General features: G+C 71.0%; 13 protein-coding genes. 1 reads left to right on the top strand and 12 read right to left on the bottom strand.

All coding sequences use genetic code 11. The annotated features are described in order from the left end of the window. Window positions 1-70: 70 nt before the first annotated feature. From HCA44_RS06870 to HCA44_RS06815, 12 genes are all read right to left on the bottom strand, one after another. The gene (locus tag HCA44_RS06870) at window positions 71-1,825 is read right to left on the bottom strand and encodes a cation acetate symporter (RefSeq protein ID WP_169647758.1); all 1,755 of its coding nucleotides are present in this window, start codon (window positions 1,823-1,825) and stop codon (window positions 71-73) included. Window positions 1,826-1,855: 30 nt separating this feature from the next. Then, complete coding sequence (locus HCA44_RS06865) at window positions 1,856-2,221, bottom strand: hypothetical protein (protein ID WP_169647811.1); 366 nt, start codon at window positions 2,219-2,221, stop codon at window positions 1,856-1,858. 32 nt (window positions 2,222-2,253) lie between these two features. Next, window positions 2,254-3,045 (bottom strand): LytTR family DNA-binding domain-containing protein, encoded by a 792-nt coding sequence (locus HCA44_RS06860; protein WP_169647757.1) that lies wholly within the window; start codon window positions 3,043-3,045, stop codon window positions 2,254-2,256. Between the two features lie 66 nt (window positions 3,046-3,111). Continuing rightward, window positions 3,112-4,311 carry a histidine kinase gene (locus HCA44_RS06855; RefSeq protein WP_169647810.1) on the bottom strand — a complete coding sequence of 400 codons (1,200 nt, stop codon included), beginning with the start codon at window positions 4,309-4,311 and terminating at the stop codon, window positions 3,112-3,114. A 41-nt stretch (window positions 4,312-4,352) separates the two neighbouring features. Then, entirely contained in the window at window positions 4,353-4,778 is a 426-nt protein-coding gene (locus tag HCA44_RS06850; RefSeq protein ID WP_169647756.1) for an MmcQ/YjbR family DNA-binding protein, read from the bottom strand. Then, window positions 4,775-5,989 carry a lipase family protein gene (locus HCA44_RS06845; RefSeq protein WP_346764614.1) on the bottom strand — a complete coding sequence of 405 codons (1,215 nt, stop codon included), beginning with the start codon at window positions 5,987-5,989 and terminating at the stop codon, window positions 4,775-4,777. Before HCA44_RS06845 ends, HCA44_RS06850 begins: the two co-directional genes overlap by 4 nt. A gap of 46 nt (window positions 5,990-6,035) precedes the next feature. After that, window positions 6,036-6,497 carry an ATP-binding protein gene (locus HCA44_RS06840; protein WP_169647754.1) on the bottom strand — a complete coding sequence of 154 codons (462 nt, stop codon included), beginning with the start codon at window positions 6,495-6,497 and terminating at the stop codon, window positions 6,036-6,038. Then, window positions 6,494-6,892: an STAS domain-containing protein gene (locus tag HCA44_RS06835; RefSeq protein WP_346764613.1), complete on the bottom strand. Its 399-nt coding sequence runs from the start codon at window positions 6,890-6,892 to the stop codon at window positions 6,494-6,496. Before HCA44_RS06835 ends, HCA44_RS06840 begins: the two co-directional genes overlap by 4 nt. 10 nt (window positions 6,893-6,902) lie before the next feature. Next, window positions 6,903-7,151, bottom strand: a complete 249-nt coding sequence (locus tag HCA44_RS06830; RefSeq protein WP_169647753.1) for an antitoxin — start codon at window positions 7,149-7,151, stop codon at window positions 6,903-6,905. Window positions 7,152-7,228: 77 nt separating this feature from the next. Further along, window positions 7,229-9,700, bottom strand: a complete 2,472-nt coding sequence (locus HCA44_RS06825) for an HAD-IC family P-type ATPase (protein ID WP_169647752.1) — start codon at window positions 9,698-9,700, stop codon at window positions 7,229-7,231. 64 nt (window positions 9,701-9,764) lie between these two features. Next, window positions 9,765-10,886: an MBL fold metallo-hydrolase gene (locus HCA44_RS06820; RefSeq protein WP_346764612.1), complete on the bottom strand. Its 1,122-nt coding sequence runs from the start codon at window positions 10,884-10,886 to the stop codon at window positions 9,765-9,767. Window positions 10,887-10,932: 46 nt separating this feature from the next. After that, complete coding sequence (locus HCA44_RS06815; RefSeq protein WP_169647750.1) at window positions 10,933-11,664, bottom strand: enoyl-CoA hydratase; 732 nt, start codon at window positions 11,662-11,664, stop codon at window positions 10,933-10,935. Between the two features lie 106 nt (window positions 11,665-11,770). Here HCA44_RS06815 and HCA44_RS06810 point away from each other — a divergent pair, with 106 nt between their 5' ends. Then, on the top strand, window positions 11,771-12,859 hold the full coding sequence (locus HCA44_RS06810) for an NAD(P)-binding domain-containing protein (RefSeq protein ID WP_169647749.1): 1,089 nt from the start codon (window positions 11,771-11,773) through the stop codon (window positions 12,857-12,859). Window positions 12,860-12,862: the final 3 nt, after the last annotated feature.

Raw genomic sequence — 12,862 nt, 5'->3', positions numbered from 1 at the left:
CACATCTGGGTAGACATCTCGTGTCTCACATCAACCCAGACTCAACAGCGTACGGAGACTCGCAAAGTGCTCACGGTTGGAGGTCGCGCTCACGGTCCGAACCCATCCCGAGCCGCTCGGGCACATGCATGCGCGCGAACACACCTGCGACGCCGTCCGGGATGTGTGAGCGGGTCGCCAGGCTCACCACCACCATCGTCGCGAACGCGAGTGGCACGCTCACTGCCGCGGGATACGCCAGAATGGCCGCCGCCCAGCCCCCGACGTCCTGCGCGTCGAGGCCGGCGAGGATCGACGCCGTCGCGGCCCCACCCGACGCGATGCCGCCGACGACGAGTCCCGCCGCCGCGCCGGGTGCGGTGAGACCGCGCCACCAGATCCCGAGCACGAGCAGCGGGCACAGCGTCGACGCCGCAACCGCGAACACGAGACCGACGGTGCGGGACAGGTCGAGCGTGACGAACACGATCGACACCGCGAGCGGCACGATGCCGGCGAGCACCGACGCGAGCCGGAAGTCGCGGATGCGGCCCGGCAGCACGTCGGTCGACAGGATGCCCGCGATGCTCACCAACAGCCCCGACGACGTCGACAGGAAGGCGGCGACCGCGCCCGCCGCGACGAGTGCCGCGAGCAGCTGACCGCCCCACCCGGCGAACACCGACACCGGCAGCAGCAGCACCGCCGCATCCGACGTGCCGGTGATGAGCAGTTGCGGCACGTACAGCCGCGCGAACACACCGAGCAGCAGCGGAAACACGTAGAACAACGCGAGCAGCGCGATCACCGTGAGCGATGTGACGCGCGCGGTGCGCCCGTCGGGATTGGTGTAGAAGCGCACGAGCACGTGCGGCAGCCCCATCGTGCCGAGGAAGGTGGCGACGATCAGCGAATACACCGAGTACATCGGATGGTCGCCGCCGAACCCGAGGCCCGGCGAGATCCAGTCGTCGTTGTCGACGGGTGCGCCCGCCACGACCGGCACCGCGGCGCCCGCGTCGAGCACGAGCGACGTGCCGGTGCCGAGCGTGTGCGTACCCGCATCGACGACGATGCTGCGGCCGTCGAGCGGCGTGCCGTCGAGTGCGCCCTCGCCCGTGAGCAGCACTGGTTCGGCGACCTGCACGACGACGTCCGTCGTGATCTCGACGGTGGTCCGCTCGGACACCGTGGGCGGTGCGGGCTCGCCGAGCTCCTGACGGTCGGAGAAGTAGAACACGCACAACGCGACCGCGGGCACCGCGACGGCGGTGAGTTTGAGCCAGTACTGGAAAGCCTGCACGAAAGTGATCGACCGCATGCCGCCGCCGACGACATTGCCGATCACGATCGCCCCGATCACGGCGGCGCCCACCCAGCTCGGAATGCCCAACAGTGTGTGCAGCATCAGCCCCGCGCCCTGCAACTGCGGCACCAGATACAGGGCACACACGACGGCGACGACCACCATCGCCAGCTTGCGCAGACTTCGTGACCGCAGCCGGAACTCGGCGAAGTCGGGCACCGTGTACGCGCCGGAGCGACGCAGCGGGGCCGCGACGAACAACAGCACACCGAGATAGCCCGCCGTGAACCCGATCGGGTACCAGAGGGCGTCGGCGCCGTATTTCGCGATCAGCCCGGCGACACCGAGAAACGAAGCTGCCGAGAGATATTCGCCGGAGACGGCGGCAGCATTCCACCGCGGGCTCACACTGCGCGACGCCACGAGGAAGTCGGACGTGGTGCGCGCGAAACGCACCCCGTGGATACCGACCGCGACCGTCGCGAGCGCCGCGACGCACACCGCGAGGAGCGTCGCGACCGGGTACGGCCCGCCCGTCACCGGTGCCGCCTCGTCATGTGCATCGCCCCGTCAGTCGTCGACGAGATCGGTGAACTCCTGCTCGTTGCGGTCGGCTTGGCGCAGGAACGCCCACCCGACGACGAGCAGCACGAGATAGGTGCCGACCGCGAGCATCAGCCACGGCAGCCGAACGCCGAGCACGCTCACGTCCGACAGCGCAGGCACGAGCCGGAACAGCGCGGGCAACGCACACAGCGGCACGATCGCGAACAGCGCACAGCGCACCGCGAGCCCGAGCTGGGTGCGGATGAGCGCGCGCACCATCGCGTCACCCACCTCGGTCTGCTCCTGCACCTCGACACGCGTGCGCACCGTACGCGCCCCACGGCGCTCGGCGAGCACGACGCGTTCGCGCGCGGGCGGCGTCGCGCGCACCGGCCGCCGCCCGCCGCGTCCGTCACCGCCGGTCACGAGCGGCCCCCCGCCCAGCTCTGCTTCGGACCGCGCACCAGCCGATCCTTGAGGGTGCGTGCGTGTCGCCTGCTGACGGGCAGCTCCACGGGCGGATCGCCCGGCCCGCCACGCAGGCACACGACGACTCCGGTGCCGACCGAGCGGATCCCCGTGACCAGCGGAAGCGAAATGAGATACGAGCGGTGCACCCGCAGGAATCCCGCATCCGCCCACCGGGCTTCGAGCGACGAGATGGGGATGCGCACGAGATGTGATCCGGTGGCGGTGTGCAGCCGCGCGTAGTCGCCGTCCGCTTCGACCCACTGCACCGACGAGCGGCGCACGAGGGTCGTCACTCCCCCGAGTTCGACCGGGATGACGTCGTTCTCCGCGTCGTCGGCCGCGCCGTCGGTGCGTGCACGCTGCTCGGCGATGCGCCGGATCGACTCCGCGAGCCGTTCTTCGCGCAGCGGCTTGAGCAGGTAGTCGGTGGCGCCCAGGTCGAATGCCGCCACCGCGCGGTCGTCGTGCGCGGTGACGAACACGACGGCAGGCGCGGCGGCGAAATTGCGCAGGATGCCCGCGAGCTCGAGGCCGTCGAGCCCCGGCATGTTGATGTCGAGGAATGCGGCGTCGATGTCGCCCGACTGCAGGATCCGCAGCGCGGTGGTGGCGTCGGACGCGGTGTGGACGAGGCCGACGCGATCCTGTTCACGCAGCAGGAACACCAGCTCGTCGAGTGCGGGCTTCTCGTCGTCGACAGCGAGCACGGTGAGCGGTCTGTCGGGGCTGTCCTTGTCGGTCACGTCGCCTCGTCGTCCTCCTGCGCAGTCGTCCTCGGGTGAGGATCATCGTGCCACGCGGCCTGCGCGTCACGGTCGAATGCCCGGCCGGTATTTCGGAACCCGCATGCTCACCTTGGTGCCCGCGCCGGGCGCGGTCTCGACGACGAGGCCGTAGTCGTCACCGAAGGCCGCCCGCAGCCGGTCGTCGACGTTGGCGAGTCCCACATGTGCGGCCTCTTTGACGCCGCGAGACGCGTCGACCGTGTCGAGCGAGCCCGAGCGCAACAGTTCCGGGTCCATGCCGACGCCGTCGTCCTCGACGCTCACGACGCAGTCGGTGCCCTCGTCGGTCGCGGTGATCGTGACGGTGCCGCCTTCGGGTTTGCCCGCGATGCCGTGGCGCACCGCGTTCTCCACGAGCGGCTGCAACGCGAGAAAGGGCAGCACGACGCCGAGGACCTCGGGCGCGATCCTCAGCACGACCTGCAACGACTGTCCGAACCGGGCACGCTCGAGGGTCAGATAGCGGTCGATGTTGCGCAGCTCGTCCGACAGCAGCGTGTACTCGCCCGCCGACCGGAAGGAATAGCGCGTGAAATCGGCGAACTCGAGGATCAGCTCGCGCGCGCGAGCGGGGTCGGTGCGCACGAACGACGCGACGGTGTTGAGTGCGTTGTAGATGAAGTGCGGGCTGATCTGCGCGCGCAGCGCCCGCACCTCAGCGCGGTCGAGCCGCGCGCGTGACGCGTCGAGGTCGGCCAGTTCGATCTGGCCGCTCGCGTATCGCGCGACCTCGCCGAGCGCACCGAGCAGGCCGGGACTCGGTTCGTCGGCGGTGACGACCGCGAGCGCGCCGAGGACACCGCCGTGTTCGCTGGTGAGCGGTTGCGCGACGACGGCCCGTGCGCCGTCGCCCGCGAGACCGGGATCCGAGTCCAGGACTCGGCGTGCGCCGTCGATCGCGCGGGCAGCGGTGGCGCGGGCACGCTCGGTGAGCCGCTGCTCGGCGTCGTCTCCGGTGTGCGGCCCGGTGTCGTCGTGGCCGCGGGCCGCAAGGTCGGGATCGCAGTCCCACGCGAGCACGTCGCCGTCGGGCCCGGCGACGAGCATCGCGGGCGCGGACGTGAGCCGCCGCAGATGCGGGACCGCCGCCGACGCGGACTCGCTGTCGAGGCCCTCACGCAGCGAGCGCGCCGCGAGCGACGCGGTGTGCAGCGCCTCGTGGACGGCACGTTCGGTGGGCGTCGTGAGGGTACGGCGGGTGCGTAGCCAGAACACGATCGCCATCGTGGCGGCCGCTGCTCCCGCGACCGCACCGAGCAGCGCGCTCACTGTCGGCCGCGCGCGTCGAGCACCCGCAGCAGCGTCGCCGGTGCGACCGCGCGATAGGCGTCCTCGACGATCTCCGCGAGATCTTCCCACGCGGCATCGCCCGCGACCGGGTCGCCGACCACCGTGCCACTGCCTGCCAGGCTGAACTGCGGCACGTCGAGGTACACCCCGATCCACCCGCGGGTGCCGACGTACGGCGGGACGAAGAACCGGTCGGGACCGATCGAGAGCCAGCGGTCGCGCGCACCGTCGGGCGCCGCGGCCCACAACGCGACCCGGTCGTCGTGATGCCGGTTCGCGAACATCGCGAACTGCGGCGCGCGTCGCACGAACCACGCGGGCTCGCCGTGACTGACGCGCTCGGTGGCCTCGGGCAGCGCGAGACACAACGCGCGCACGCGACTGAGCACCGACTCGGTCATCGTCCCCCCGCCGCGGCACAGGTGTCGGGTGCGGGACCGCCCACGAACCGCGCGGCGATCCAGTCGAGCGCGCCCGGCACCGCGGCCGGCTCCGAGTGGCCCTGTTCGGGGCGCACCGTGAACTCGATCGTGTCGCCCTGTGCGCACGCGCGCGCGACGGCCGACGACGTCCACTCGGCACGCACGAGCTGATCCCGGCCGCCCGCGACGACGTACAGCGGGCCGCCCGCGGTGCCCTGCGGCAGCGCGAGGTCGTCGAGCCAGCCGTGCATACGTTCGGCGGCCTCGGGTGTGCTGGGGCCGACGTCGTCCGGCTGCATCGTGGTGGCGATGCGCAATTTGTCTCCGCCACGGTCGGTGATGCACGACAGCGCGACGTCGGGTTCGTCGGCGAGCGGGCCGCGCACGTAGTCGCTCGTGTCCAGTTCGGGGTGCACCGTCCGCAATCCTTCGAGCACGTACGGCAGCAACGCCTTCTGCGGCCAGCTCAGCAACGGCACGTTCGCCGCGCTCCCGCCGGCGTCGACGTCGAAGATGCCGGACACGTCGGCCGCGGGCGAGAGTGCGGCGGAACCGACGAAGTCGAGCCCGTCACCGTAGTCGGACGACGCCTCGGCCGCCGCCCACGACGCCTGGCCGCCCTGCGACTCGCCGTACGCGGCCCACGTGGTGGAGGCCGCAGGAAAGACGTTGCGCGCGGCGCGGACCGAGTCGATCAGGTCGTAGGCGGCGGACCGCGGTTCGAGATAGGGGTGCGGCCCCGGAGTGCCGAGCCCTTGGTAGTCGCTGACGGCCACCACCCAGCCGCGCGCGAGCATCGACGCGACGAGCGCCGCGTTGCCACGCAGGTCCGGCGACGCCGACGGCGCGCAGTCGTCCGTGACGCCGGTGGTGCCGTGCCCCACCGCGACGACCGGGTAGCCGCCCGGCGGAGGGGGCGTCGCGGGTGCGAACACCGCGCCGCTGACCTCGGTGCCCGACCCGTCGACACCCGACGTGCTGCGATAGGTGACGCGCACCGCGGTGCCACCGAGTTGTGTGACGTCGGGCGCGATGTCGTCGAAGGACTGCTGCGACACGAGTTGTCCGCGTTCGGCGCCCACCGGCGCGGGCGGCAGCGCAGGTTCGGCGCTGCCGCTGTCGGATCCGCACCCCGCGACCAGCACGGCGCTCGCGACAAGCGCTGCCGCGGGAACCAGCAGTCGTCTCACTCGGCCTCCCTGTCCCGGTGCGCGCGCTCCCGTCACCCTCGGTACCTCACCACAGGGCATCGCGGCGGTTCGGGTGAGCGGCCCACGACATGCGCACGACGGTGCCGGCGTCACCCCGCGCGATCTCCACGTCGTCGGCGAGCGAGTCGATCAGTCGCAGGCCGTTGCCGCGCAGCGGATCGGGCGGGCCGGCCGCCCACCGGCCCCGATCGCCCACGACGACCTCGACGCACGCGTCGCCCTCGTCGAACCGTGCCGCGAGGTCGAGCGACCCGGCACGGGGCCGGACGTACGCGTGCTCGACGACATTCGCGAGCGCCTCGTAGCTGGCGAGCACGATGTCGTCGGCACGCTCGGAGCGGATGCCGACGCTGCCGAGCCAGCGCGCGAGGTCGCGGCGCAGCGCGAGCAGGCTGCCGGGCTCGGCGGGCACACCGTGATGCCAGAAGCCGCTGGACGCGACCGGAGCCACCGGGGACACGGCGGTGTCCGGGCCTGGCGTCGTCATGCGGGTCGCAGGCAGGCGTCGACCGCGTCCTCGACCGTGCCGAACACCGGGAACTTCGCGTCGAGACCGACCAGCGCCATCGGGCGTGCGGTGGCCGCACCCCGCGCCACGACCGCATACGGGATGCGCGAGCGGTCGCTGTGCTGGGCGGCGTCGATCAGGACGCTCATCCCCGCCGAGGCGAGGAAGTTGACGGCGCTGAGGTCGACGACGAGCCCCGCAGGCCCGTTCTGCACCGCCGCCGTCACCGAGTCGGACAGCTGGGCGGCCGTCACGAGGTCGATGTCGCCCACCACCGACATCACGAGGATGCGGTCGTGCCACCGCACCGACACCGACATGAGCGCGTAGTCGTCGCCATCCGCACCGGACGCGCGCGAGACCTCCCCACTCACCGCGGCCGCTTCAGGGCTGCCGGGGCGTGTCGGTCGGACCCGGACCCGGACCGGAGCCTCCCGCGGGTGGCTCCTCGTCGGGCACTGCCTTCTTGACGGCGTCCGCGGCCTTGCCGATCTGATCCTTGTATTTACCGCCGGTCTTGTCGTCGGCGAAACCGGCGGCCTTGTCGACGGCGCCGTGGATCTTGTCCGCGTTGTCGGACGCCGCCTTCTGGCCCTTGCCGATCAGGCTCTTGAGTGTGTCTGCGAAACTCATCGTGCCTCCACTGGTCGTCACCGTGCACGCCTTACGTTGCCACAACGAGAGCAGTATCGCGCAGGTCCGCGCGTGGGTCACGCCCTTCCCGCGAAGTCGCTCGAGGCCGCGAACAGTGCGCGCCGCTCGCCGTGCAGCCGGCCGCTGATCCACCAGCCCACTTCGACGAGGACGATGCCCACCAGGCCGCACACGACGGCCGAGATCGTGGCGCCCTCGTTCGACGGGTCGAGCTTGAAGAACTCCTGTGTGAACGGCACCGAGAACAACACGACGTACCCGAGCACCGAGCCCGCGAGCAGCACCAGCTTCCACCACACGTACGGCCGCGCGACCACTGCGAGCACCCAGATCGCGATCATGATCAGGGTGATGAGCGCGGTCGTGCCCGCCTGCTCCGACTGCTGCTCGGTCTGCTCGGGCCCGGCGTAGACCAGCAGATAGGACACGAACGTCGCGACGCCGATGATGACTCCCGACGGGATCGCGAGCCGCATCACCCGCCCGACGAAGCCCGAACGCGCCCGCTCGTTGTTGGGGGCGAGAGACAGGATGAACGCCGGGATGCCGATCGTGAACCATGCCGCGATCGTCACGTGCCGTGGCAGGAACGGATACGGCACCGGCTCGAAGTCGAACATCTGCGCCAGGACACCCGAGACGCCGACGAGGAACGCGAGCAACACCGAGTACACGGTCTTGGTGAGGAACAGATTCGAGACCCGTTCGATGTTGCCGATGACGCGCCTGCCCTCGGCGACGACGTACGGCAGCGTGGCGAACTTGTTGTCGAGCAGCACGATCTGCGCGACGGCCCTGGTCGCGGGCGAGCCGGAACCCATCGACACGCCGATGTCGGCGTCCTTGAGCGCGAGCACGTCGTTGACCCCGTCGCCCGTCATCGCGACGGTGTGGCCGCGCGACTGCAGCGCGCCGACCATCGCGCGTTTCTGGTCGGGCCGGACGCGGCCGAACGTGCTGGCGTCGTCGACCTCGTCGGCGAGCTCGTCCGAGTCGGTGGGGAGCCGCCGCGCGTCGACCGGGTGCTCGGCGCCCGGGAGCCCCAGGCTCTCGGCGACGGCACCGACCGACACCGCGTTGTCGCCCGAGATGACCTTGACCGTGACGTGTTGCGACGCGAAGTACTCGAGCGTGTCCTTGGCGTCGCCGCGCACGCGTTGTTCGAGCACGACGAGCGCACGGGGCGTCACCTGTCCCGGCGCGTCCGGCGCGTCGACGGGGCCGTCCGACGTGCCGAGCAGCAGCACGCGCAGTCCGTGTGCGCCGAGCTCGTCGGCACGGCGGGCCATGTCGGTGCCCGGCGCGAGCAGCACGTCGGGGGCACCGAGCAGCCAGTTGCCGTTCGTGCCGAACGACAGCCCACTCCACTTCTTCGCCGACGAGAACGGCGCCTGCGCGGTGGGCGCGCCCCACCCGGGCTCGTCCGGGTACGCCTCCCTGATCGCGAGGACGCTCGCGTTGGGCCGGGGGTCGTCGGCCGCGATCGCCGCGAGCGCGTGCGCCACGACATCGGGATCGGTGCCCTCGGCGCACTGCAGCTCCGACAGCCGCATGCCGTTCTCGGTGAGCGTGCCGGTCTTGTCGGCGCACACCACATCGACACGCGCGAGGCCCTCGATTGCAGGCAGTTCCTGGACGAGGCACTGACGTCGCCCCAGCCGGACGACACCGACCGCGAACGCGATCGACGTCATCAGCACCAGACCCTCGGGCACCATCGGCACGAGCGCCGCGACCATGCCGTTGAGTGCAGGCCGCAGCGGCTGGCCGCTCGAGAACAGCTGGTTGTAGATGATCAGCAGGCCCGCCGGAATCATCAGGTAGGTGATGAACTTCAGGATCCTGTCGATCCCGCTGCGCAACTCGGAGTGCACGAGAGTGAACTTGCTGGCCTCCTCGGCGAGGCGCGCGGCATACGCATCGCGGCCCACCTTCGTCGCGCGGTAGGCCCCGCTGCCCGACGCGACGAAGCTGCCGGACAGCACCTGGTCGCCGGTCGCCTTGTCGACCGGGTCCGCCTCGCCGGTCAGCAACGACTCGTCGACGTCGAGATCCGCGGATTCGACGACGACGCCGTCGACGACGATCTGGTCGCCCGCCCCCAGTTCGATGACGTCGTCGAGCACGACCTCGTTCGGTGCGACCGGTGCGGCGACTCCGTCGCGTCGCACGACCGGACGTGCCTGGTTGACGATCGCGAGCTTGTCGAGGGTCCGCTTCGCGCGGATCTCCTGGATGATGCCGATACCGCTGTTCGCGACGATCAGCAGCCCGAACATCCCGTCGATGATCGAGCCGGTCGCCAGCACGATGACGAACAGCACCCCCAGGATCGCGTTGATCCGCGTGAAGACGTTGCCGCGCACGATGTCACGCACCGAGCGGCTCGCACGGCCCGGCACGTCGTTGGTGTGCCCCGCCGCGACCCGCTCGGCCACCTCGGCCGCGGTCAGCCCCCGCGCCTCCGACGGTGCGCCGCCACCTGCGACGACATCGGTGTCGGTGGAAACGGGCTCGTCGTGCGTCATGCAGGACAGGCTAGCGCGTGCCCGTGGCCCGAAAACGCGATGTCTGTAAGGATCGGCGCGCAGCTCACAGGAGCTGCGACCACCACGGCTGCGCTATCGCGGTACTGCGGTCGCGTTCGGGGACGACGCGCTGGCCCGGGGTGGGGACGACGATGTGGGTGCCCGCGTCGGCGGCCGCCGAGACGAGCCGGTCGACCGGCTCCGACCAGGCGTGGAACGCGAGGTCGAAGGTGGCCCAGTGGATGGGCACGAGGGTGCCTGCGGAAGCATCGCCCTGCTCGAGTTCGCGATGCGTCGACACCGCCTCCTCGGGCGTCATGTGTACGTCCGCCCAGCGGTGGTCGTAGGCACCGACCGGCAGCAGCGTGAGGTCGAACGGGCCGTACCGCTCGCCGACGCGCGCGAACCTCGCGGTGTAACCGCTGTCGCCGCCGAAGAACACCCGCCGGTGCTCGCCCGCGATCACCCACGACGCCCACTGCGTCGGGTTTCGGGTGAGGAACCGCCCCGAGAAGTGACGCGCCTCGGTGCACGTGAGCGTCAGGCCCGCGACGTCGGCCGACTCGTCCCAGTCGAGTTCGACGATCCGGTCGGCTGGCACCGCCCAACGGCGCAGGTGCGCCCCGATGCCCAGCGGCACCACGAACGGGGCCTTCTGCGTGCGCACGAGTTCGGTGACCGTGCGACGGTCCAGGTGGTCGTAATGGTCGTGCGACACGACCACCGCATCGATCGGCGGTAGATCGGCAAGCGCGCCCGGCACCGGATGCAGCCGCCCCGGACCGACCGTGCGCGACGGCGAGACTCGCTCGCTCCAGACCGGATCGGTGAGCACACGGCGGCCGTCGACCTCGATCAGGACGCTCGAATGGCCGTACCACGTGACGGCGAGGTCGGCCGCCGACGCGGGCGCAATCGGCGTGACGACCGGGACCGCACCCGGAGGCCTGCCACGGCCGCCGCGTCGCACCATCTCGATCGCGAGGGCGAATCCGGAGCCGGGCGCGATCGGTGACGCGGGATCGGTGTTGCGGAAGGCCGCGCCGGCCCGCGTCGCCGATGCGACCGACCGTGCGACGGAGCGGCGGCCCGCCCCCAGTTCGACCGGCAGGCCCCATGCGGCGCGAGCCACCCAGGCCGCACCCACTGCGGCGGCCGCGGCGAAGGCGGCGCGTGCGACATTCACGTCGACCACCTTACCGAGCGCACACGCCACCGGTCGTGAAGTTCCGTCACCTTCCCTTGAAATCGGGAGACCGCCTCTCCTGGCGCGCAATTCGCGCTTCCTTCGCATCCTCACTGCGCCATGCGGCCTCGAGAGCGGCCACCTGATCGGGCGACGGCTCGTCGCGCGTGCCGTCGTCGTTGAGGGCCAGTTTGAGATGCGCGAGCGACAGCGGGGCGAGCGCCGCGATCGACTTCGCCCATGCCTGTGCGCTCGCGAGATCACCGATCTTGTTGACGAGCCCGTACTGGAAACCTTCGACGCCGTCGATCGACTCCACGCCGAGGAGCATCGTCCGAGCGGGCCCGCCTCCGATCAGTGACGCGAGCCTGCGCACCGTCCAGCGGTCGACCGAGATGCCGAGTTTCGCGGCCGGGATGCCGAAGCGACTGTCCGGCACCGCGACCCTGAGATCGGACGCGATCGCGAGCTGGCAGCCCGCGCCGATCGCGGGACCGTTGACGGCTGCGATCACCGGCACCGGCACCGAGTCGATCGTGTGCACCATCTCGAGCAGGGTGTCGGTGAAGCCGTCCGCGTACACGTCACCCGACAGGTCCGCACCCGCACAGAACGCCGTGCCTTCCCCGGTGAGCACGATCGCTCGCGCACCGTCGGCCACCGCCTCGACGAGGGCGTCCTGCAATGCGACACACATCTCGGTGTCGAGCGCGTTGCGCCGATCGGGACGCTGCAACTCGACGGTGACGACGTCGCCGTCACGACTGCTGCCGATCATCTCCACTCACTTTCCGTTCGCTGCACACCGGTGTGTGCGGGACACGAGCGCCGACCCCACGCGTCCACGGAACATCCGCCGTGTACGAGTGGTTGGGTAGGAGGTTATGACACGGGACGACATCCTCGCCGACATCGTCGTGATCGGGGCCGGGCAGGCAGGCCTGTCCTCGGCGTACCACCTCACGCGTCTCGGCATCGCGCGCGGCGACGGTTTCGTCGTACTCGATCACGCGCCGGGCCCCGGAGGGGCATGGCAGTTCCGCTGGCCGTCGCTCACGCTCACCACCGTCAACGCCGTGCACGACCTGCCCGGCATGGGTTTCGCCGAGCACACCGGCACCGCGGACGCGGCGGACAGCGTGCGCGCGTCGGTCGCCGTCCCGCACTACTACGCCGACTACGAGCGCGAATTCGCTCTTCCGGTGCGCAGGCCCGTGCACGTGCGCGTGGTGTGCGACCGCGACGGGCTGCTGCGTGTCGAGACCGACGGGAGCACCTACCTCGCGCGCGGACTGATCAACGCGACCGGCACGTGGGAGCGCCCGTTCGTGCCGTATTACCCGGGCACCGAGACGTTCCGGGGCAGGCAGCTGCACACGAAGGACTATCGCAACGCCGACGAGTTCGCCGGCGAGCACGTGCTCGTCGTCGGCGGCGGTGTGTCCGCGGTGCAACTGCTCGACGAGATCTCCCGTGTCACCGCCACCACGTGGGCGACGCGGCGCGAACCGGTCTTCCGTGACGAGGACTTCAGCCCCGAGATCGGGCGCGCCGCGGTCGCCCTCGTCGAAGAGCGCGTGCGGCAGGGTCTTCCACCGGGATCGGTCGTGTCGGTCACGGGGCTTCCGGTCACGCCGTCCATCCGTGCCGCACGCGAGCGCGGCGTACTCGACCGGCGACCGATGTTCGACGAGATCACTCCCACCGGGGTGAGATGGGCCGACGGCACCACGCTGGACGTCGACGTGATCTTCTGGAACACGGGCTTCCGGAGCTCACTCGACCACCTGGCGCCGCTGCGCCTGCGCGGACCGGGCGGCGGCATCACGATGACGGGGCGACTCGCGACGCAGGTCGCGTCGGACCCGCGCATCCACCTCGTCGGCTACGGCCCGTCGGCGTCGACGATCGGCGCCAATCGGGCGGGCCGAGCCGCGGCACTCGAGTTGACGCGTCATCTCGGATTACGCTGAGGT

The organism is Rhodococcus sp. HNM0569, assembly GCF_012726205.1.
Classification (GTDB): Bacteria; Actinomycetota; Actinomycetes; order Mycobacteriales; family Mycobacteriaceae; genus Rhodococcus_F.
This window is presented reverse-complemented; position numbering and strand designations above follow the sequence as displayed.